The sequence below is a fragment of the Roseovarius mucosus DSM 17069 genome, assembly GCF_000768555.3.
GTDB classification, from domain to species: Bacteria; Pseudomonadota; Alphaproteobacteria; order Rhodobacterales; family Rhodobacteraceae; genus Roseovarius; species Roseovarius mucosus.
Genome location: NZ_KN293981.1, coordinates 141535 through 163704, shown reverse-complemented (window position 1 = coordinate 163704; position 22170 = coordinate 141535). Strand labels below are relative to the sequence as shown.

Sequence of the window (22170 nt, the reverse complement as noted above, 5' to 3'; positions counted from 1 at the left end):
GGGCGAATGGCGAGACGTCCCGCTTCTGTCACGTACTCGAGTTCACGAGCCTACGAGCCAATCATGTCGCGAGAGTAAAAAGCTATGATTGATTGTCCAAATCTTTGCTGTGTCCCACACTGCGGACCTTGGCACTTCCAGTGCATGCCACGCGAGGTCACGGACAAACGCTTAAGTGAAGCCGCATCGCAGCGTTGACCATCCCGGCTAAGGTCAGCTCTGGGCCGCGAGCCACGTTTCAAGGTTTGATTTCGTAGTAGGTCAGACCCTCACTAGCCTGCTTTTCAATCAATCCCCGCGCCGCCGCTGGTTTGCGAGACTTTAAAAGGTCTGCAAGATCAACTGCGACAGGCTGCACATCAAACGCATGGGTGTGATTGCGGCAGCGCGCTTTGCCAATGTTCCAAACCGCACACACATCTCGGTCCAACGCGCTGACATCAACTGTATCAACGCCCGCCATCATCAGCCTAAACCGGCCTCCTAGACCAATGGCCGGGCTTCTGTTCACGCCATAAGACGCCAGCAAGGCCACGTCGTTCGAATTAGCGTAGACAGACCAAATCGGGCTGATATTCGAGCCGAGCTGCAAGGTCTGCTGAAAATACGCCTTGCGTACATCTGGGGCTACCAAGGCCACATTGCTGATGCTCAATTGCGGAGGTTCCGCAAGGAAACGCAAGGCGTCCATTGCGACCAGCCCGCCCATGGAATGCGCGATGATCGAGATGTCATAGGTCTGCCCTTGATCCACAAACAGTTTCAGCGTGGCCAGAAAGGACCTCAGATAGACGCGGTTGAAATCAACGCCATCGCGATCCCGAACATAGCCAGACAGTTGCCCCATACTCGGCCAACTCCAGAGCACGACATCCCCCTCTATGGCCAGATCTTCGGTCACGGAGACCGCCCAGTTGACCGCGTCTTCGAAACTGTTGTTGAATCCGTGGATCAAAAACGTCACTCCCTGATCCGGGTGGCGCTGGCTGAAAACCCGCTTTATACAGTCGCCATTTCCTGTCGTCATGCCGTCGGGGCTGATTGCCATCTCACCTGTAAAGGGCTCCCCAAAGTGACGGCTACCCTCGCGAGTGTAATTCAGCTGAAAGCAATGCAGGGGCGTGCTCGCATCCATCTTATATCCGAAACGTTGTCGCACATCGTGATCGGCTTCATCATTTCGCGGTGTTACTACAAACAGATGAGCGGGCCGCCCGGCACCATTGCGCGAAAGGCCGCTCTCGCCGCGGGGAGCCTCGTCACCTGATTCAGCGATCTCGATATCACCGATCAGGTCGAGGATCTCTTCCTGGGAAAGCCCATAGGCCTGCGCAATTTGCTCAGCAACCGACACTTGTTCGGCAAGCACATTGGAAAAGCTGGCCACTTGCACCCCATATTTCTCCGCTTCTCGGAGGGTCTCCTCATACGTCTCAACCAACGTTTCTCGTGCTGCCAGCGACGCTTTTTGCGCTGCGCCTTCCAGGGTTTTTAGCTGTCGTGCCGTAAGCGCATCCGCACCCGTTTGACCGATAACGAAAAATCCGGTTCGCGCGCTGGCATCCGTATAAAGGGCACCGCCCGAAGATACTTCATAAAACTGTCTCAGGTCTCCTTCCGGCAGGCTCAGCACTTCGGTGCCATCAATCACGCCAGTTTCCAAACTCTGAAACACCTCAGAGGATAACAGCGACTGAGGGACAGCTCCCAACTGCTCAAGAAACTCCGTCGAAGCGTTTCCAGTAGTGCGCAACTTCAGTCCCTGCAAATCTGCGAGGTTTGTCGGTGCCCGCCGAGCGAAGATACTGCTCGGAGAAGATGGCCATGTCGCCAAACCAAAGAGGCCGAGATCCCCCAGCAAGGCCGTGGCCCCCAATTCCAAGGGTGCTCTCTGTCCCTGGCTGTCAGCATCGGGCGCCACACCAAAAAAAGACTTCTCATATGCAGAGAGCATCTCAACTGTCGGGATCTTCTCTTCATTGCGCGCAACAAAAGCAAGCAACTCTGTGCGCAAGAGAGCGACAGCTTCGGTCTTGAGGGCCTCCTGCACTGTGGCGACTGGGCCGCCAAGCGTGGAATAGGGCAAAACATCTAGCTTGAGACCCGCTTCGGCTAAGGCATCATCAGACATGATGGTTTCAATGAACCGTTGCGTTGGGGGGTCGCGAAAATCTGGCACGGCAAATAGCAGATCCGCGGCTGAGGACATCGCGGCGACCGAGCAAAACATACCAGTGCAGGCAATGGTGATCAGGGATTTTCTTTCAAAGGTTTTAGGTAAATGAACAACGGGCAATGTCAGGCTCCTGGTCAATTGAGCAAAAAGGAATAGAAAAATAGTAATGTCACGATACCAAAGAAACGCCATTTCTCAAAGTCAATGCGAGAGCAATTGCTCGCGTTGCCACCATTGCGTGATACCTGACGAAGCACGTCCAAGTCGGCTGTTTGCAAAGATTTCATTTGGGGGGATGGAGTTCCCGGTTCCCGGTTCCCGTTACCTCGAACTGATTAGGCCTGTAGACAGCTCTAAAGGTCCGGTTTCGGGCAAGTTGCGCTGCTGCCTCGCTTGTCCCGATGAGAGTCCACGATGGGCCGATCAGGTCGACAGATTTATTGGACCTCCGGCCCAAGCCGTCATCTGAAACTCGGAGCGCAAAGCGTCGAGCTTAAATATGTGCCGAGCTGGCAGCTTCCTGCGCCCAACAGTCGTGCCGGGCACACCTTTCGGGCGCTCGCCTGTTTCGGCAAGTTCGAAGCCGCTCAGGCTTTGACACGGATCAAAGCGATGTCGAACGAAGAGGAGCAGCGCGAGCTTCTGAGCCTCTGCGCCGACCTGGATGGCCAAGGAACTTAGCGCGCTTGCGCCATCCCAATGACAGAAAGCCAAGCTTACTTTTCCCTGTCGCGCGACGACAAGATTGACGCGTTGGAAGTGGCAGCCTCGAAACTGGGGCGGCCCGGAGACCTCGTGGAAAAGGACATGTGGGTCGTCTGGGTGCTTGACGCCTTGTTCGACAGTGATCTCGACGAACACCTGGTTATCACGGGCGGAATGTCAGTTTGCGACAGTACCTCAGAAAGTGTCGCAAGTTCGCTAAGAGTCATAGACGCGCGCTGTCTATCCCAGCAAAAGTTGGATAGAAGAAAGCTCGCGGATCGAGAACCGGCAAAAAAAGCGGGATCGCTCTGCCAAAGTTTAGGATCAGAATATTATCATGATTTTGCACCAACTCGCGATCGGGATGATGGCCATCTCTGTCACGGTCGCCATTCATGCAGGGTTCATGGGGGTGGCGGCACGGTTCGGGCGCAGGGCATCGCGTTTGCCACGGCGGCCAGTCACCAAGGCCTTAGCCGTGATCGCGGTCGTGATGTGGTTCTTTCTCTCGATCTGTGCACAATGCTGGTTCTGGGCCATGCTCCTGATAGGGTTGGGGGCGATCGGCGGGATCGAAGAAGCGCTCTATTTCACCACCGTCACCTTCACAACGCTCGGATATGGCGATGTGGTTCTGGGGCCGGATTGGAGGTTGCTGGGCGCCTTTGCGGCAACCAACGGCACGATCATCGTAGGATGGACCACGGCGATGATTTTTGTCGCGGTGCAGCGGGTTTACGGCAGCTCGGATCGATAATCATGACGTCGTCTGTTCGCAAAGATCGTCGCGTAGAGGCACGGCACGACAAATAGCGTGAGAAGCGTGCCCACACCCAGTCCGAACATCATCACGATCGTCATGCCGCGCCAAAGCTCCCCTCCAAAGAAATGCAGCGGTAGCAGCCCAAGAATGGTGGTCAGCGTTGTCATCACGATAGGGCGCAGGCGCGCGGCACAGGCCGTGACCAACGCTTGAGCGAGGTCATCGTTACCCGCCCGCTCGTCATCTATGCGCTCGATCAACACGATGCCATTGTTGATGATGATGCCCGCCAACGAAAGCACACCCAAGAGCGCGTTGAAATCCAGAATCCCGTTCATCAGGATCATGCCGGGAGCCACCCCCACCAACACCAGCGGGATCGTGGCAAAGATGATCGCCGGACGCCGAAAACTATCGAATTGCCAGATCAGCAGTAGCACGATACCAAGCAGGCATTGCGGCAGCGTCGCAAAAAGCGCGGAATTGGCTTCGGTCTTGGCAACCACTTCGCCATCAGGTTCCCACCGCACGCCTGGTGGCATGTCCATCGCCTCAAGCTCGGGTGTGATCTGAGCCAGGAGTTCGGCCGCGGATAGGTCTGGATGCAGGGCGGACACGGTCAAGGCCCGGTCCTGATCAACGCGCCGGATGACCCAGGGCTGTAATTCCCCGCCGGACTCGGCCATCTGCATCAACGGCACTGCCACGCCATCGGCGGACAAGACCGTGACATCGGCAAGAGCATCCAGCGTGTTCCGCGCGGCCTCTTCCGCGCGTATGACGACGGGAATGACGCGATCACCTTCGCGGTAATCCGTCACATGCGTCCCCTCAAAGCGCGCCGCGAGAGTGCGTGCCACGGCTGAGGGAGCAACGCCCGCACGCCGCGCGCGCGCCTCGTCGATCAGGACCGTCAGTTGCAGCACCGGGTTCGCCCAATCGCCCCGGATCTGACGCGTGCCCTCAAGGCCACGAAACACACCCTCGACCATCCGGCCCGCGGTAAAGAGCGCATCGCTGTCACCGCCGACAAGGCGGATTTCGACCGTTCCGGGCGGTGTCTTCCCGAGAAAGAGCAACTCTGTCCACCCACGCGCCTCGGGCAGATTGGCGCGCATCCAGTCCTCGGCGCGGGCGCGAACCGCGGCCACGCTATCGGCATCCGCAAGGTTAACAACGGCAAACGCAATATGTGGGGCAGGGTCAGGGGGCGAGAGGGCGAGAAAGAAGCGCGGCCCCCCAGAGCCAACATAGACGACATTGCCGGTGATTTCGGGATTGCGTGTGTCATCCGCGAGAAAGCCCGCAAGACGCCGTGCGACGCGCGCGGTCTCGTCTTCGGATATGCCCGCAGGCAGTTCAAGATTCAGCACGAATTGCGCCCGCTCCGAGGGCGGCAGCAACCCCGTCGGAACATGGCCCAAAGCGGCGAGGGCCATGCCGAAAGCGACCAGCGCACCGATGAGAACAAACGCTCGTGCGCCCAAGGCCCGGCGCAGCAGCGCTCGGTAAAGCTGCGCCCCGCGCCCCGGCCGCGTCTCTGACTCTGCGGTCGCGTGCGTAGATCGCAGAAACCGCACGCACAAGAGGGGCGTCACCGTCACCGACAAGAGCCAGCTCGCCATCAGCGTCAACGCCAGCACCTGTGCCAGCGCGCGCAGGAATTCGCCCGTCGCATCACTGGCCAGCATCAGCGGCAGGAACGCGAGGATCGTGGTCAGCGACGAGGTCAGAAGTGGGACCGCCAGCGTGCGGCTGGCCTCGAGTGCGGCAGCGCGCGGGGGGGCACCTGAGTCGATGCGCCGCTTGATGTCCTCTGCCATGACCACACCGTTATCCACCAAAAGGCCGAGCGCAATGATCACCGCCGCAATCGAAATGCGATGCAGCGGAATACCCCAGAGCGCCATGCCCACGAGCGCCAGCACGATGCTCAGCGGCACGATGGCCCCGACAATCAGCCCGGCGCGCACCCCCAGAAACAGGATCACCACCGCCATCACCGTGGCGATGGTCTGCACCAGGTTCTCGGTCGCTTCGGCAACCGAGGCCGCGACGATGGGTGGCTGATGCGTCACAAGATCGAGCGAGAGGCCAAGGGGCAGGTCACGTCGCAGATCAGAAAGCGCGGCATCAAGCCCTGCGCCGAATGTCTGGATCGCACCGCCCTCGACCATCGATACCCCAAGCGTGACCGCCGGATTGCCGTTGAAGAACACTGGATTGCGCACAGGTTTGACATAACCGCGCGAAATCTGCGCAAGATCGCGCAACAGCGTTGTGCCACCTGAGGGCAGAGGCACAGGCACGTCGCCTATGTCCTGCCAGTCCTCAAATACCCCGTCCGTCCTGAGCGCATAGCGAAACCCGTCCTCGGTTTGCAGCGCACCCGCCGAGAGGATCAGGTTCTGGTCCGCCACGGCATCGAGCATCCGCTCGACAGTCAATCCCGCCTGATCCAGACGGGCGCGGTCGAATTCTATCCAGATTCGTTCTTCCTGCACCCCATAGAGGTCGATGCGCCCCACCAGCGGAACCGTCACCAGGCGATCGCGGAGCCACCGCGCCGTCGCGCGTAACTCGGCTGGCGAGAAATCCGCGCCATGTAACGCCAGCGTGGTCACGGCCACCCGACCATAGTCGTCATTAACCAGCGGACCCAGGGTTCCTTCGGGTAAGGCCGGGGCCAGGTCGGTCATGCGGTTGCGCAGCGTGGTCCAGACCGGCTTGACCTGCGTCACGTCCGGCCGCAAGTCGACCTTGACAGTGGCGAGGCCGGTCTGTGCCGCGCTTTCGATCCCGTCGACTTCGGCAATCTGTCGCGCGGCCTCTTCGATGGGCTTGACCAAGAGCTGTTCGACACGCGCCGCCGACATGCCTGGAAAACGGGCCGTCACCACCGCCGTTCGGATGGTGATTTCAGGGTCTTCCTGACTGGGATGGGTGAAATAGGTGGTCACCCCGGTCACAATCAGCACCAGCGTCAACGCCACAACCAGCCGCCAGCGGTCCAGCGCGGCGCGTGTCAATCCCATCATTCCGGCAGGCTCCAGAGGCGCACGGGCTCGCCGTCCGTCAGAAGGGCGACACCGGCGGTCACGACCCGCTCACCGGGCGATAGCCCCTCTGTCACCAGCAGGTCGGTGCCGACCACACCGTCGATCCGCACGCGGCGGGCGCTCACCGTGCCAGCCGCCTCGTCAAAGACATAGACAGTGCCGCTCTCGCCTGCCGTCGGTTCAGACTGCGTGTCCGCATAGACCAACGCCGACAGGGGCACGTCGAGCGCACCTGCCGCGCGCGGCAGCCGGATGGATACAGCCGCCGAAAATCCGGTCTTGGCCCCCTCGGGCGGAGCGGCGAGCCTTGCCTTGACTCGGTAGGCGATACCGGCCTCTGCATCGGCGGCAATTTCCGTCACTTCGGCGTCAAAGTTCTGGTCGGGGAAGGCGGGAAGCCGCACCGAGACCGGCGTTCCCGGCGCGATCACGGCCAAGAGCGCCTCGGGGGCCAGCACCTCGACCTGGAGGGCTGCTGTCACCGCGACCTCGTAGACGGCTTGGCCTGCCGCAAGTTCCTCGAACCGATTGGCCAGCAGGTCCGTCACCACCCCGTCGCGCGGGGCGGTCAGGGTGATGCGGTCCAGCCGGTCGCGCGCGGCCGCAAGCTCGGTCTCAGCCACGCGCCGGTCAGCCAGCGCAGCAGAAAGCTCTGCAGAAATACGCTCGAACCCGGCGCGCGCGACAAGGCCACGCTCGAAAAGCGCCCGCTGCCTCTGAAACTCCGCATCCGTGGCATCAAGACGCGCAAGCGCCGCAGACAGCTTGGCCTCGGCTGCGGTGATCTCTCGCGTGATCTCAGCGGGATCAAGGCGCGCGATCTGCTCTCCCTCGACCACCCTGTCGCCTGCACGCAAAGGCACGTCAATCAGCCTGCCTGCCACAGGAAAGGCGAGGCGCATGGTTTCTGCGGCGGTCAAAACGCCGGGCAGGGTGCGATACGCATCCGCGCCGCCTTGGTCCACGACCATGGTGCGCACGGCCCGTGGCGATGTGGGGCCTGCCGCGCCCGGATCGTCATCGCAGGTCGTGAGGGACACTGCGGCCAAAAGGACCACCAAACGCAGGCTCATTGCCGGGCCTCCCGGTCGGTGCCGATCAGGCGCGGCATGATCTTGGCGCACTGCCGCATGCGGCCCAAGACAGGATGGGGGTTTTGGCTGTCATCGGTGCTCTCGCCGTTTGTGCTATCTCTTAAAGGCGTATGCGGCCTTGTGTGCCAGAGCAAGAAACGAGGCGCTCAAAATGGGCAGTCAGCCTCTTGACACCAGATCACCCTCGGCACGCCCGTCAGAGGTGCCTGTTCACCAGCGTTTCTAGGTCAGTAAAGAGATGCGCAACCCGTTCTATGGCGCGCTGATCCACCTCGGCCAGATCAACCCGCGCACCAGCTATCCCGTCCCGGTGGCAAATCGTCCAACTGTTATCTGGCAATTGCTCGACCCATCCCCTTTGCTGCAACAGCGCAAGCTTGCGACGCACGGTCTGGCGGGGAATCGCGGTTACATCCGCGATACGCGACGCGCTGATCCCGTCGCGCACGAGTGCTGGCGGCAAAGGGTCTTGCGCCATGAGCCCCGCCGTGCGGACTGCCCCTAACTTGACTTGACCGATGATCGCCAGAACCAGCATCTGTTGCAGGTCCCCGCGAAAGACGCGGCTCACATCTTCCAGATGTTCAACGAAAAACTCTACAAAACGATATTGATAGTCGAGGTAATTCTCGGCAAAGACATCGCGTATCTCGCTTACGCGCCGCGACTTGGCCGTGGGAACCCCGGCCGTTCCCTTGGGCGCGGGTGGTGTCACCTTGGTGACGGATTTCTCGGACATCGCCTTTGTCTGCTCCCACTCTGCAAAGGGGTAAGTGACTGCCCCGCAAATCACATAAGCCGCTATTGCGCTGCCCGTTTTGAGCAGGGCACCGCTATCGGCCGAGATCCATATAATATAACCCTCTTTTCTGCCACCAGCGAAGTCAATCCTGAACCAAGGCCGCGATCCGTTGACGTGATCCAGTCTATCCGAAAGATGTTTGTTCCAGATGCATGGTCACGCCGCCACCGTCATTCAGCACCCCAAGTGGAATTACAGGCTCTGCATCTTGCTGGCCTTGGTGTGGTTTGGTGGATGCACACCGCGCGCCGATCTCCTGCCCGATGCCGCAGCCCTTGCCGGGGATGTCATCGTGCCCGTTTACGTCGGCACCACACGCGCCCAAGAGGCCGAGGGGGCGTGGGCCGCTAAAATTGCCGGGTCGCTGACCTATGCGCGGGTAGATGTGAACGTGCCCAAGGAGGGCAAGCCCGGCATCATAGCGCTGCCAGACGCGAACCCTGACCCTGACAGGCATTTCCTGACGCACAGCGTTACCCCGCTCGCGGGGCGGGGTGCGTTTCGCGCCGAGATCGCCCGCGCCTTGGCCTCGGGCAAGATCAGGGGAAATGAGGTTGTCGTCACAATCCACGGATTCAACAATACAATGGGCGAGGGCGTCTTTCGAACAGCCCAGATGATCCGTGATTTTGATATCGAGGCGCTCACCCTTCATTACGCTTGGCCGTCACGCGGCGCACCTCTTGGCTATGCCGCAGACCGCGACGCTGCGCTCATCGCGCGCGACGGTCTGGAGCAGATGCTGCAGGATATCCGGCTAGCAGGCGCGCGCAAGATCGTGCTTGTCGCGCATTCAATGGGCGCACAACTGACGATGGAGGTTCTGCGACAGATGGTCCTGAGAGAGGATCTCGCGACCTTCTCGCGGATATCTGCCGTGGTGCTGCTCTCGCCCGACATCTCTCCGGCACTATTCCGCGCACAGGCTGAGGCAATTGGCGATCTGCCCGATCCCTTTGTCATCTTCACCTCGCAAAACGATCCGGCCTTGCGCCTGTCGGCACGGTTGACGGGCGTGCCCCGACGCCTTGGCAACATTAGGGGGGTCAAAGAAGTTGCGGGGTTGAATGTGACGGTCATCAACCTCTCGTCGGCACGCGATGCGGGGTCAAACCATCTCGCTGCGCTCACATCCCCCTCGGTCATTAGCTTTCTCAAGGAAACCGAAGCAATCCGCCAAGGCCTTGAGTCTGATACTTCGGGGCGCGCGGGGCTGCTTCCGGGAACCATGCTGCTGGCCCAAGAGGCAACGGCCGTCATGCTCGCCCCCGTCGCGTTGATTGATCAGAGCCTGCGGTAGTTCTTTTATGGCTTCTATCACAAATTTCCAAGCAGGGTGAGAAGCGGCTTACGCTGGACATAAATATGCTGCGAGCTTGGCAGACTGCTGGAATGGGTTCCAGCCGGTGGCGCCGAATTGTCCGTTGCGGATCATGTGCGCAGTCTCAATCCCTTCAAGCGTAGCGGTGGCCGAATGGAATGCTCTGAAGCTGAGCATTCGCCCTGTGATGCGCTTGATGAACCGGTGGTCCTGCTCCAAGATATTGTTCAGGTACTTGATCTGCAGGATCTTGATGATCCGCCCCGTTCCGACGAGTTTCAGGATCACATTCACGGCTTTCAGACCGGCCAAGTTGGCACTGCTCTTGTTGATCACGATCCGGTCCGGCACGCCTTTGGTGCCGATTGCTCGCTTGAAGAAGCGCCGGGCAGCGGACAGGTCTCGACGCTCGGAAAGCAGGAAATCAAGGGTGTGGCCGTCGCGGCCCACAGGCCGGTCAAGATAGGTCGATTTACCCTTCACCATGATGTAGGTCTCGTCCATCCGCCAGGAAGCGGCTGTCGACCGCTTCCTCGATTACGCCCGGGCAGCGATTAGCGGCGCGAACTCTACTACCCAACGGTTCAGAGTAGCATGGTCGACCTTCACGTCGCGCTCGGCCATGATCTCCTCCAAGAAACGGTAGGAAACGGCGTAGCGGAGGTAGAAGAAGACTGCGTTTAGGATCACGGACGTTGGTTAATGCACGCCCTTGAACTCGATCACGCCAACCACCTCTTGCCAACTCCCTGACAACGCTGACATATTACGCGCGTTCCGAAAGTCAGAAGTTTGCGACAGCACCCCTCTTCATGGGGTTCGTGGGTGACGTATCGGGCCTCCGCTTTCGGGCGGCAGATTTCTTTGGTTGGGCAGATCTGACATGTCCCTTTTAATGCACGATATTTCTTCCGCCCACCGGTATTCTAACCCCGGTTCGGATCGGAGTGGTTCCGGCGATATTGCCTGAGGAGCTTGCAGGCCAAACGGCAATCAGACCAGCCTCTCTCTGGCGACCGTGAAACTTTGCGAAAGGATCGACGTATTTGCCTCGGAGCCAATGATTTCGATGATCCGACCTATGATGAATTCAGTTTTCTGGTAGATCAAGAGGTCCGCGGTTTCCGGCACGGGCAAGACGGTCACGCGTGAATTCCGTCTTTCGAGCTGCTGGTATTCCTCCAGATCGAACAAACCGTCCTCGGTCGGCACCATGCTGAGCATGGGAATGGTCAACCGATCGATCGCGCCGTCAACCGGGGCGTGGAACATCTGCATGTCCCGCACGAAGGTGCGTGTGCCTTGGACGATCATATGCGAACAGGCGTCCCGCACGAGCGTCGCCGTAGTGGGATTGCGGCAGATCTTCAGGTCGAGCGGAGTCGAGGCATGGGCGCGATCGAGATACCAATCCACCCCGTAGCGGGTGACCATGCGCTGGCCGATCCGTGCGATCAGCTCCAGCAGTCTCGGTGCGGTCCTGGCGAGGCGCAAAAGCGTTGCCTGCGGCACCGGAAGTTTGCGAAATGCCGCCCGGTTCAGGCAGCCGTTGAACCCGACAGAGATCAAGGCCCGAAATGTCGTGGGGTCCTTGTCCTGTTGCGCCAAAAGCGGGATGATACCGTCGGACAGGCCGATGCCGACACAGCCTTTCACTCCCATGCCGTCCAGAAATTCCCGCAGCATCAAACGATTGTCTTCCAGAACCGGGAGGTCCGGGTGCAGGGACGAATTGCCATAGCCAGGCCGCGACGGAATGAGTAGCTTGATCCCGGCCTGCTTGAGCATCTTTTCCGCGCTTTCGGGCAACAGGTAACCCATCGCCATACCGCGCAGGAAAACCGCCGGCGTTCCATCGCGGGCGCCCATCCATGTCCAGGCGATTGCGCGCCCCGTATCGGACAGGAGGATCTTTTCGCGCCCGAGCGGGTCTTGCCATTTGGAGATCAGGCCCCGATTGCGCAGCATCTGCCGGCTGGTCACCATCGAGAACAACCGGACCAGTTCCGCCTGTGATGTCGCGCCGGTCTTGCTGAGGATCGTTTTCATCTGGGTGCGCACCGTGTGCACCGAGACGCCACGTCGGGCGGCCACCTCTGCAATATCGCAATATTCGAAGAACTGCCGGGCGACTTCGATTTCGGCTTCGGTCAGATCGAAAGCCTGAGACAGGGTCGCCGACACCTCGGGCGACCAGCTCAATTCGAGAGACCGGATCACGATATAGAATCCGTCCTTGTTGGACACCTTGAGCAGGAAGACCTCGGCGCGGAAGGCCGGCTCGCCGGTGGCGCGGTCAAGGACCTGGACGATCGCCTGCCCAAAGTTGCCCGATTTCTTGGCCGACCGCAAAACAGCGTCCAGGTCCGCCCGCGATTCCGGGGAAAAGCAGTCCAGTGACAGAAAGGTGCCCGGGGATGATCCAAAGCTCCACTCTCCCTTGGCATTGACCGAGGCGACCCGCAAGTCCGGGTTAATCACAACGGCAGGTCCGGCAACTTCGGCAACGACCCGTTCAATTGGGTCTTCGAAAACCTGCGTCTCCAGCCGATCCAGAGTGTCGGCGGCAAGGTCCATCTGACGGAAGAAGCCGTCAGAAAAATGCCGCTCGAACTGGTTGGCGTCGGTGTCGAGCGCATTCAGCTTCTGGTTCCAGCGTTCGATGAGGCTGTCGACGGCCGCTTGATCGACAAAGGCGCGGAATGTGTCCGATATGATGTCCAGATCAAGCTCGGTCGTTTGTAACGTGTCGCCGAACGAAACGTCCGGTTTGCTGCGTGTTTCGTCAGACACGAAGAGCCCTCTGCCGCGGCTTGCGTTTTTAGGAGGCCCGCCACGTCAGTGGCCAAGCCGCGCGTGATATGAAGGACAGAACCGAAGTCAATCCCGATCCATACACCACTTAGTGTATGACGGAGTGTTTGTCATCTTTTACCTATGCTCGGAAACTTGGCGCCCTTCGCGCCCAAGGTCTGGTTGCGCCGTTCGGCCAGACAGGATGAGCCGAGGTTAGAATGAAAACACGAAAATACTTTCTAGGGGCAACGCCATTTGCGGCAGATCGGGTAGCCCGGGTTCGCCAATGGCCCACGCCATCACTCAAATATTTTCAACGCTCGACGCAAAGATCGGACTCGCCACAATGACAAGATTTTTCTTTACCCTTGCATTTCTTTGCGCCGCAACCGCCGCGTTGGCGCAGGATAGGGGAACGATCCTTGTCTTGGATGGGTCCGGCTCGATGTGGGCGCAATTGCCCGAAGGCCGGTCGCGGATCGAAGTGGCGCGCGATGTGCTGGACGATTTCCTGTCGGCGCGCGACCCCGCACTGCCCCTTGGTGTCATTAGCTATGGCCATAACCGGCGCGGTGACTGCACCGATATTGAAACGATTGCCCCCGTCGGCCCGCAGGACGCCCGAGCCCTGGGTCAACGACTGCGTGGATTAGTCCCCCGAGGAAAGACGCCCCTCGCCGATGCCCTACGCCGCGCGGCGGCCGAAATTCCGCGCACCGCCGAAGAGGCCGATATCGTGCTGATCACCGACGGGCTGGAAACCTGCGGCGGCGATCCCTGCGCAGTGGCGGCCGAACTGGCCGCCCAAGGTATCCCTATTCGCGCCCATGTGGTGGGCTTTGGCCTGACAGAGGGCGAAGTAAAGCAGATCGGCTGCGTGGCGGAACAGACCGGCGGCATGGTCCTTGCCACGCAATCAGGCGCGGAACTGTCCGATGCGCTGTTGCGCACCGCGTCGGCACCCGTGGCCGAGCCGGTCCAGCCGGGCACAGCATCCATCAACCTGTCGATCCGCGCCGATATCGCCGGGCGGCCAGATCGGGTCGCCTTTCGTGCTGTGAGCGAAGCGACGGGTGAAACGCTGGAGCTGGGCCTTCTGGATTTCGCGACCGCGGGCGCGCTGCCCGTCGAACTGACCGCAGGAAACTGGCTTATAACGGCGGATGCGGGCGACCAAGGCAATGGGGAAATCGTTGAAAACATCGATGCGGGCGACAATCGCACGATCTATGTCCCGTTTCGGGGTCTGCTGCCTGGCCTTGACATGCCCGCGCCGACGGGTGCCTTTCGGGCGGGCGTAGACGGCGTGATCCCCTATCGGATCACGGAGGAAGGTCTGGCAACCGGCGGCGGTGATTTCGTGTTCTCGCTTCTGCCGCTCGATGCGACCGATACAACGGATCGCCGGATCGATTATGCCACGCAGGAAAGCCGGCTTGGGGCCCACGTCGGGACCTTTCGCACCCCTGCCGAACCCGGCGACTACCTGCTGGTGTTCCACCGCAACGCCCAGTTGCCGATCGACGAGGTGATGGAGCGATTTGTCATCACGGTCGAGCCCCGCCCCGAGGTGCGCCTGATCGCGCCCCCGGCCGTTGAACCCGGTGCAAGGGTGCCTGTCAGCATCGCAGGCGGTATGGGCAATTCCGATCGAATCGAGATCTGGCGCGACGGTGCCATGGTGTCGTGGGATCGGAGCATCTATGTTCAGGACTTCTTCGACAACCGCTACGGCCCGGCAAAACCGCTACTCGCCCCGACCGAACCCGGGGAGTATGAGCTGGTCTATGTCTTCAGCGGACTCGACGGACCCGACGCGGTTGCCGCGCGCGTTCCCTTGACGGTCGGCGAGGTGCCGGAGCTTGACGCGGCGGTGAGCACAGCCACACCCGCCGCCATTCAGAAGGCGGATGCAGCGGCGCAGGCGACCGATCAGGTCAACGAAGACGTTGCCTTTACCTGCGCAGCAGATGAACCGTTTCCCTGCTTTTTCGACGATCCCGCCACCGGGCTTGTGTTTGCTCTGCCGCCGGGTTGGGCCACGGACATGCCCACCCGCGAAGCGGCGACCGCAGGCGGTCGGCCCGGCCCGGTACGCGTCACCTTTTTCAGCACGAGCGATCCGGTGGAAACCATTGTCCTGAACCCACACCAATGGACGACAATGAACGGCCCCTGCATCGAGATGCAGCCCGGCGATCTTTGTCAGTTTGCCAGCGACAGCCCCGAGATGGCCAGAGCGATCGAAATCCTGAGCCGCGCGATCCGCGACATGGGCCCGCCCGCCGGGGCGGTCGAAGCATCGCCCACGGCGACGGGTGACGGATACGGCGAGGACCGCATGGCCGCGCGCGCCTGGTCCGATTACCCTTACCGGTGTCTGCCCGACGATCACACCAACCCAATCTGCGAAATGAAAGACGAGGAAACGGGCCTGACCTTTTTCCTGCCCGAAAACTGGGTAGGCGAGGTCCATGTCGCGGCGAACGGAGTGCGGGCCGACTTTTTCGAGGTGACGGGCGACGCCCGCTCGGCCCATCTGAACCCGGAAACCTGGCCAACGCCCGATAGCGGCTGCTTCAGCACCCGGGCGGGGACGTTGTGCACCGACATGGCCATGATGGACGACACCCTGTCCGAGGCGATCAAGCTGCTGCGGCGCTACATGACCACGGGAAAAGTCCTGCGCACCTGCGGCCGAGACCCCTGCGGCTACCTGCTGCCCTGGCGCGGCTTCATGGGGACGCTGCCCGCCTTCTGGGGCGTGGAATTCCCGCAGGAAAACGCACGGGGCACCCTCACTGGATGGTTCTACAGCAACTTCGGCTCCGATCCGGTCAAGATCATCGGGCTGAACCAGCCCGGCGGAGAGGACTGCGTGGAGGCTTTCGAGGGCGCCGAACTGTGCGCGTTCACCCCCTATATCTCGACCGAAGAGTTACAGGTCATTCGCAGCACCTTGCGTATTGCACCACCCCCGCCCCCGGGCACGATCGGTGCCTCGGCGGGCAAGGTTGACTACCAGGACATCGACCGCGTTCTGTCGATTATCAAAGGAAATTGAGAGATGCTCAAATCGCTTCTTTTTGCCGTGCCCTGGCTTGCCATCGCCACCTCAGCCACGGCACAGACCTGCAATACGCCTACCGTTGTGGTCGGCAAGGATGGTGCAGCCGAATATGTGTCGCCGCAAAAGGACAATCGCGGCGAACTGGAGATCATGTTCGGAACGGCCCCGAACGATGAGTCCATACTCGTCTTTGACGCCCGCAACGGTCAGGGCACGTGGGTTTTAAAATCGGATGTGTCCCGGATCGGCATCGGTTTCAATACGCGGGACGCAGAAGTCGTCTATTCCGGTCCGCCCGCGTGCCACCCGCCCGAGTTGCCCAGCACCTTGCCCGCTGGCAAACCCATCGGGGAACCCACCGAGCTGTTTCCCGATGGAGAACCGGATACCCGACCTATCGACCTCTTCCCGGGCGAACCGGCAGGCGGTGGCCCGCGGAGCGGTGTTTGGCATGCCGAGATCGGAGCAACCGAGATGGAAGGTTGCCCAACGATGATGCGAGACGCCTTTCCCTCCTCGCAAGGTGCCCTGCCCGGCATGACAGGCGAGCCGCGACGCATGGACTTCGCCAATCCGTTCCATCCCGACACGCTCGAGATGTCGCACTCCACCGGGGTCAAATGGCAGAAAATTGGCGACAATCAGTGGAGGACGACGGACATGGCCGCCGATGTGTTTGCACAGATTCCCGAGGGCCAGGGTGGCGGGTCGAAAATGGTCTGGACAATGACCGTTATCTCGCCCGAAGAAATGACCTTCGCGCGCGCAATCGAACTAAACTTGCCCGCCGCCGCGCTTGCTTTGATGGGCGGGTCACCGGGCGGCTGCCGTGTCACCGGCACAGATCGCTGGGTCAGGATTGGGGACTGACGCGAACCCAAAGTTTGACTGACCGGGGTCGAGTGCCGGAGGGGGCAGGATCGTATCATAAGGCGCTTTTTCGGCCACCTTCCACCAAGGCTGCTGCCTCGTTACGATAATATATCACGCTGGCAATTATATGCTAACGGTGCTTTCAGTCTCAGGCAGCCTTGGTGTCCGCTTCCCCCGCGGCCCGCAGGGGCGCGGGCCTGCCCCCTCACCACCAGCACAGTCTCCAGCTTTGGAAGTCCCCTTTCTCCAGCACCGCCCGAGAGTCTGGCCGGGGTGCTGACGAAGCGCGCCCGCGTGGGTGCAATCTTCCGAAGCGCCGCCTGATGGGTCGTGCTGGGCTTCAGCCTGAAGCTTGGCTTCGATCGGGCGGCCCAATTGCCTGTGTGGGATTTGTCATTGCAATGATCCTTGGCCACCCCCCGAAGATGGGTCGCCAGCGGGAAGCCGTGAGCATCGGCTCAGGACCAAGTCGCATGCTAGCTTAAGATCCGATCACGGGTTCCATGCGTGATCTTTGCGGCGATCACGCGCCGAGGCACTCGAGGACCGTCTGCGTCTTTGGCATCCGCTTCAGAGAGTTGCCGATATGCTCCCGCCAACGTGGTCCGACCTCCAGCGCAGCGGCGTAGGCGCGGGACAGATCGTCGGGACGGTCCTCGGCCATCGCCTCGATAAGGAAAGCTGCCTGCTCCCGGTCCTTCCCGGACTTGAGGCTGCCTGCCCCGTCACGCCGCCGATCCGCGATGATGAGTTTGTGGACTGCAAAACGCTCCGGGCGCGGCACCTGCACCAGAACGCCGGATCGATAGATCGCGGCTGCGTGGATCGGCTCAGCGATCAGAAAGTTCAGATAGTTCAATCCTTGGGCATTCACGCCCAAGGCTGGCAGATCACGTATGGTCTCATCTCCGAAGGCCGGTGTGAGAAACTCGACCAACTGGCCGCTGCCACCCTGGGCCCATCGCCAGGTTCGGCCTTGATCAAGAGCCGGTAAGGGATCGAATTTGAGAGCCGAGAACGTCTCGGCGAGACCCGGGTCGACCTGATCCTGCAACGCCACGCTCAGTTTTTCGAACTGGGCGATGTCGATGTCGCTGGTACTGGCCATGCCCCCTAGGGGAAGGCGAACACCCAGCTCGCCTTCATAGAGCCGGAACGCGTTCGTCCCTACGATGGTGCCACCCAACCGGAATGTCCCCGCTGCGGCCATGGCCGACAGGATGGAACCGGTCGCCCGGTCGGTGGGCGTCATGCCTTCCGCGCGTAGAAGACGAACGAGCCGCGACCGTTCCGCCTGCCGCTCCTTGGCCGTTGCGCGCAGCTCTTCGATCCGGTCGATGCGCGCACGCGTCTCGTCGCTGTCTTCACCGATATAGATGAACCGCATCTCCGTTCCGACACGGCGCGCGGCATACCAATAGGCCTTTTCTCCACGCTCCTTGAGCGTCGGCTTACCTTCAACACCGGACAGTGCATCGTCCTTCAAGAGACGCACCAGATCGGTATAGGCGCTCATCGCGATGCTGCTGAGTGGGGTCATGCCAATCATTTCCAAGTTTTGCTTGGCACACATATACCTATCAAAACAGGAAATTGCTAGGCAAAGCAATTTAGGGCACCGCCACGCGCATGAGGAACAACGAAAGGGCCGCCCGAAGGCGACCCTCTCTCTTCAATCCTGCGACGCCGTCTTCGCCGGGTCAGCCACCCGCATGACCGTCTGACCTTTCGCTTCCGCCTTCTGCCCGAGGTTCAACGCGACCCCGTTGCCGCCGAAGAGTACAACCCCCGTCGCTGAGGGATTTGGCGTTACTTTGCAACCGATGCACCAATATCAGGCCCCCCCCCGAGCCTTTTTGCGAAAAGATCGGAGACAGCCTCGGCGGACTTCAGGCCGAGGAGGTCGGTCCTGTTGGTCAGTACTTCCGCATAGAAGGGGATGTTCATCAACCGCTCTTCCCGCGGCTCTGATACCTGCATCGCATTGTATCCGGTCTGATGGAAATAAGTAACATAGGCGCGGACCTGTGCCGCTCGGTCCGTGAACCCCAATGCCAAGAACACCTTTAGAAGTTGTTGAATCCGGAACGCTTCGATTTCCTTCAAAACTTCAGCCGTGCGTTTTGAGCTATGCGCCCAGTCGCGGATCGCGTTGTCGTATTGCGGGCTGTATTCCTCCTCGTTCAACAGCACTCCGACATAGGCGAGGTACTGCTCCCAACCGTCATCGCCTGCGGCTTCGATCGCGCGCGTGAACGGAGCCGTATTGCGCTGCGCCCAGTCCAGGCGCACGTCTTCCAAAAGCTCTTCGAGGTTGGCAAATTGCCAGTAGAAGGCTCCGGTTGTTGCCCCCACGTCTTCTGCCAACTGGCGAAGGCTGATGCCGGCAATGCCTTTCTCGATCAGCGTTTTGCGCGCAGCCAAGATCCAGCTTGCCTTATCTAGGTTCCGATCTTTTCTGGGCTTTCTCTCTGCCATGCCTGCACCTGTTGCCGGACCTGAGGAGCGCCCGAAAAAATTATTGACTCAACTATAGGGCATAACGCATGTTACGCAACATACGTAACACTCGTTATGTAAAGGCCTTATAGAACAACCCAACAAGGAGGATGGAGATGTTTCGAAGCTTTTTTACGGCTGTCGTGTTCGGAACCGCGCTAGCTGCAACCGCTGTTTCGGCGGAAATCGAACTTAAATTTGCAACGGATTCCGGGGACCGTGATTCGCCCTCGGGCATTGCTCTTGCCAACTGGGCGAATGCCGTGAAGGAAGGCTCGAACGGTGAGATCGACGTCAAGATTTTCTACCAGAACGAACTCGGCGGTCAGCTTGAGGTGTTCGACCTGTTCGTCGCCGGCGAAGTCGATGCCATGATTTCATGGCCGTCGACTTCCTATGACAAACGGATCGGGATCCTGAACACCCCCTATATGGTCACATCTTGGGAAGAGGCGCTGGACGCCTACAAGCCCGGCGGCTGGGCAAACGGAGTGCTGAACACGGTGTTCAACGACATCGGACTGAAATACTTCGGCGCCTGGCCGGAAGGTTTCAGCGGTGTTGCAACCCGCGGCAGCTATGCCACTGACGTTGCCGCCGCAGCGAACATCAAGGTGCGCACGCCGCCGCTGTTCCCGTTCCCGCAAATACTTGAATCGATGGGCTATCAATCCGCCGCAATCGACTGGGGCGAGGTCTACACCTCGATCCAGACAGGTGTGGTCGACGGAGATGCGGGCAACGTGATCTACTGGGACTACGAATATTTCCGGGATGTGCTCGATTACTACGTCCGCACCAAACACACCTTCGTGACCGGTAACCTGCTGGTCAACCTCGAGACCTATGAGGACCTCACAGACGAACACAAGCGACTGATCGAAGATGCTGCTGTCGCGGTGATGGAGACCCGCTTCAAAGCCGCCCGTGACGAAGACCAGCACTATGTCGATCAGTGGGTGCAGTCGGGTAAAGAATATCTCGAACTGACCGACGAACAGCTTGCGCCGATCGCACAGAAGGTCCGCGCCGAAGTCTGGCCGCAGATGGAACCCGATGTCGGCAAGGAAATCATGGATCTGATCCGCGCTCAGGTGAACTAGCTTACTTTGCGGCCGGAGTCCGACGGTTCCGGCCGCAACCCTCTCCAGCATGCAGCAAACCGGGAGTAGCGCGACATGGTCGACCTTCTTAGAAAGCTCGATGCCGGGTTGATCGGCATTCTGAACGTCGTGGTGATAGTCACGAGTCTTGCGATTACCGGACTGATCCTGTTCCTGGTTCTTGCCCGTTTCGTGCTTGGCTGGTCGGTCGTGGGTGTACTGGAGCTCGCCACCCTGTCAGCAATGTGGCTCTACATGTGCGGCGCCGTCGTCGCGGCCCGAAACCACGAACATTTGGTGGTCGATTTCCTTGCCCTGTCTTTGAAGAATCCAAAGCACAAAGCCCTGCATACTTTCGCGGTATCGGTGGTCATGGTCGTGCTGAGCCTGTTCTTTCTGAGCCTGGCCAACGACATGGTCGCCTGGTCGATCAAGCGGCCGCAAACGACTGCCGCTCTCAGCATTCCTCTCATCGTCCCGCAATCCGCGATCGTCCTGGCTGCCATTCTATGTGCTGTCTTTGCCGTTCGGGACGCCATCGTCGCCGCGGCCGCCGTGTTTGGCAGAGCCGATCAGAGCGCCGGAGAGGTCTGAACCATGGAAGCTCTATTGGGTATCTTGCTCCTGATGGCCCTGATGATCTTCGGGGTGCCAGTAGCGTGGTCTTTCGCGGGCGTCCTGATGTTTCTGGTCTGGTCTTATGACGTCAACACATCGACGTTGCTCTTGCAGGGGTTCCGGTCGCTTGACTCGGTCATCCTGCTGGCCTTGCCGCTGTTCGTCCTGGCTGGCTATCTGATGCAGAGTGGCGGAGTTGCCACACGCTTGATCAGCTTCATGTCCATGGCGATGCGCGGCCGCAAAGGCGGCCTCGGCGCGGCACTCATCGGTTCTTCCGGGGTCTTTGGCGCAATCTCGGGAACGGCGACCGCTGCCGTTGCCTCGATCGGCACCATCATGGGTGATCCGCTGGCCGCCCGTGGCTATCCCCGCGGCTATACCAGCGCCTTGCTGGGCGTGTCTTCGCTACTCGGCATCCTGATCCCGCCGTCGATAACCCTGATCCTCTTCGGTGTTGTCACCCGCCAGTCCATCACCGCTCTTTTCGCGGCAACGATCGTGCCAGGCCTTCTGCTGATGTTCGGACTGATGATCTTCAACAAGATCGTGACCGCAAGGATGCTGGTCGACACACCCGAACGTATGGCCGCGATTTCGGCACAGAGATCACCCCATGGCCCGCTGCGGGCGACACTTCAGGCCCTTCCGGCCCTGATGATGCCGGTGGTCATTCTGGGTGGTATCTATGGTGGCGTTTTTACCCCGACCGAAGCCGCCGCCGTCGCCTTGTTCATAGCAATCCTGATCGGTTTCTTCATCTACCGCGACCTGACGCTGTCCCGGTTCCGACAGAGCATCGTCGAAGCCGGTGAGACGACAGGCACGATCATTCTCATCCTGCTATTTTCCTTCATGATCGGTCGCATTATGGTGGCCGAAGGCGTGCCGCAGGAATTGACCGAAGCCGTCACGCACCTGACCGAGAACAAGATACTGATCCTGCTCTTGGTTAACGCCTTCCTGATCTTCGTGGGCATGATCATGGACGACCTTTCGGTGACTGTCGTCATCGCACCGCTGATGATGCCCTTGATGGTCCATCATGGGGTCGATCCAGTTCACTATGCGTCGATTGTTGCCTGTTCGGTCGTGATCGGTGCCAACAGCCCACCCGTTGCGCCGATCCTCTACATGGCGTGCCGGATCGGAAAGGTCTCGATCCACGAGGCTGTCAAACCTGCCTTGCAGATCATCTGCTACGTCGCGCTCCCCGTGATGCTGTTGGTCACGTTTTTCCCGGAATTGTCGCTCTTCGTCCCGCGTTTGCTGGGCTTGCACTGAGAATAGG

General features: G+C 60.2%; 15 protein-coding genes and 3 pseudogenes. 8 read left to right on the top strand and 10 right to left on the bottom strand.

Annotated elements, in window-relative coordinates:
- Positions 1-238: 238 nt before the first annotated feature.
- On the bottom strand, positions 239-2368 hold the full coding sequence (gene dctP, locus ROSMUC_RS14355; RefSeq protein ID WP_102105972.1) for a TRAP transporter substrate-binding protein DctP: 2130 nt from the start codon (positions 2366-2368) through the stop codon (positions 239-241).
- Between the two features lie 222 nt (positions 2369-2590).
- Between dctP (ROSMUC_RS14355) and ROSMUC_RS20870 the strand changes: the two genes are divergently transcribed.
- Entirely contained in the window at positions 2591-2857 is a 267-nt protein-coding gene (locus tag ROSMUC_RS20870; RefSeq protein ID WP_146005693.1) for a hypothetical protein, read from the top strand.
- 361 nt (positions 2858-3218) lie between these two features.
- Positions 3219-3638 (top strand): ion channel, encoded by a 420-nt coding sequence (locus ROSMUC_RS14345; protein ID WP_052115381.1) that lies wholly within the window; start codon positions 3219-3221, stop codon positions 3636-3638.
- On the opposite strand, the gene ROSMUC_RS14340 is transcribed toward ROSMUC_RS14345, so the two are convergent.
- From ROSMUC_RS14340 to ROSMUC_RS14330, 3 genes are all read right to left on the bottom strand, one after another.
- Positions 3617-6682 carry an efflux RND transporter permease subunit gene (locus tag ROSMUC_RS14340; RefSeq protein ID WP_052115380.1) on the bottom strand — a complete coding sequence of 1022 codons (3066 nt, stop codon included), beginning with the start codon at positions 6680-6682 and terminating at the stop codon, positions 3617-3619. The genes ROSMUC_RS14345 and ROSMUC_RS14340 overlap by 22 nt on opposite strands.
- Positions 6679-7776, bottom strand: coding sequence for an efflux RND transporter periplasmic adaptor subunit (locus ROSMUC_RS14335; RefSeq protein WP_037274508.1), 1098 nt, complete (start codon positions 7774-7776; stop codon positions 6679-6681). The genes ROSMUC_RS14340 and ROSMUC_RS14335 overlap by 4 nt, the downstream gene beginning before the upstream one ends.
- A gap of 217 nt (positions 7777-7993) precedes the next feature.
- A complete protein-coding gene (locus tag ROSMUC_RS14330) occupies positions 7994-8536 on the bottom strand; it encodes a helix-turn-helix domain-containing protein (protein WP_052115379.1) in 543 nt (180 codons plus the stop codon).
- Positions 8537-8747: 211 nt separating this feature from the next.
- On the opposite strand from ROSMUC_RS14330, the gene ROSMUC_RS14325 reads away from it, so the two are divergent.
- Positions 8748-9899, top strand: coding sequence for an alpha/beta hydrolase (locus tag ROSMUC_RS14325; protein ID WP_052115378.1), 1152 nt, complete (start codon positions 8748-8750; stop codon positions 9897-9899).
- 48 nt (positions 9900-9947) lie between these two features.
- Here the strand turns inward: ROSMUC_RS14325 and ROSMUC_RS14320 are convergent.
- The 3 genes and pseudogenes from ROSMUC_RS14320 to ROSMUC_RS14310 form a co-directional block, all read right to left on the bottom strand.
- Positions 9948-10610: pseudogene (locus ROSMUC_RS14320) on the bottom strand (IS6 family transposase).
- 116 nt (positions 10611-10726) lie between these two features.
- Positions 10727-10891, bottom strand: a pseudogene (locus tag ROSMUC_RS21755) (IS5/IS1182 family transposase); the annotation flags it as partial.
- Between the two features lie 22 nt (positions 10892-10913).
- Positions 10914-12713: a bifunctional helix-turn-helix transcriptional regulator/alpha/beta hydrolase gene (locus ROSMUC_RS14310; RefSeq protein ID WP_052115377.1), complete on the bottom strand. Its 1800-nt coding sequence runs from the start codon at positions 12711-12713 to the stop codon at positions 10914-10916.
- Between the two features lie 349 nt (positions 12714-13062).
- Between ROSMUC_RS14310 and ROSMUC_RS14305 the strand changes: the two genes are divergently transcribed.
- Both ROSMUC_RS14305 and ROSMUC_RS14300 read left to right on the top strand, forming a co-directional pair.
- The gene (locus ROSMUC_RS14305) at positions 13063-15780 is read left to right on the top strand and encodes a vWA domain-containing protein (RefSeq protein ID WP_170062574.1); all 2718 of its coding nucleotides are present in this window, start codon (positions 13063-13065) and stop codon (positions 15778-15780) included.
- Positions 15781-15783: 3 nt separating this feature from the next.
- Complete coding sequence (locus ROSMUC_RS14300) at positions 15784-16656, top strand: hypothetical protein (protein ID WP_052115375.1); 873 nt, start codon at positions 15784-15786, stop codon at positions 16654-16656.
- A gap of 526 nt (positions 16657-17182) precedes the next feature.
- On the opposite strand, the gene ROSMUC_RS14295 is transcribed toward ROSMUC_RS14300, so the two are convergent.
- The 3 genes and pseudogenes from ROSMUC_RS14295 to ROSMUC_RS14290 all read right to left on the bottom strand — a co-directional run bounded on the left by ROSMUC_RS14295 (position 17183) and on the right by ROSMUC_RS14290 (position 19137).
- Positions 17183-18199 (bottom strand): nucleotidyltransferase family protein, encoded by a 1017-nt coding sequence (locus ROSMUC_RS14295; protein ID WP_245875189.1) that lies wholly within the window; start codon positions 18197-18199, stop codon positions 17183-17185.
- Between the two features lie 132 nt (positions 18200-18331).
- Positions 18332-18457: pseudogene (locus ROSMUC_RS21405) on the bottom strand (DUF2493 domain-containing protein); the annotation flags it as partial.
- Between the two features lie 11 nt (positions 18458-18468).
- On the bottom strand, positions 18469-19137 hold the full coding sequence (locus ROSMUC_RS14290) for a TetR/AcrR family transcriptional regulator (RefSeq protein ID WP_037274506.1): 669 nt from the start codon (positions 19135-19137) through the stop codon (positions 18469-18471).
- A gap of 137 nt (positions 19138-19274) precedes the next feature.
- On the opposite strand from ROSMUC_RS14290, the gene dctP (ROSMUC_RS14285) reads away from it, so the two are divergent.
- The 3 genes from dctP (ROSMUC_RS14285) to ROSMUC_RS14275 all read left to right on the top strand — a co-directional run bounded on the left by dctP (ROSMUC_RS14285) (position 19275) and on the right by ROSMUC_RS14275 (position 22163).
- Positions 19275-20261 (top strand): TRAP transporter substrate-binding protein DctP, encoded by a 987-nt coding sequence (dctP, locus tag ROSMUC_RS14285; protein WP_206018458.1) that lies wholly within the window; start codon positions 19275-19277, stop codon positions 20259-20261.
- 75 nt (positions 20262-20336) lie between these two features.
- Positions 20337-20855, top strand: a complete 519-nt coding sequence (locus tag ROSMUC_RS14280; protein WP_052115374.1) for a TRAP transporter small permease — start codon at positions 20337-20339, stop codon at positions 20853-20855.
- Between the two features lie 3 nt (positions 20856-20858).
- Positions 20859-22163 (top strand): TRAP transporter large permease, encoded by a 1305-nt coding sequence (locus ROSMUC_RS14275; RefSeq protein ID WP_037274502.1) that lies wholly within the window; start codon positions 20859-20861, stop codon positions 22161-22163.
- Positions 22164-22170: the final 7 nt, after the last annotated feature.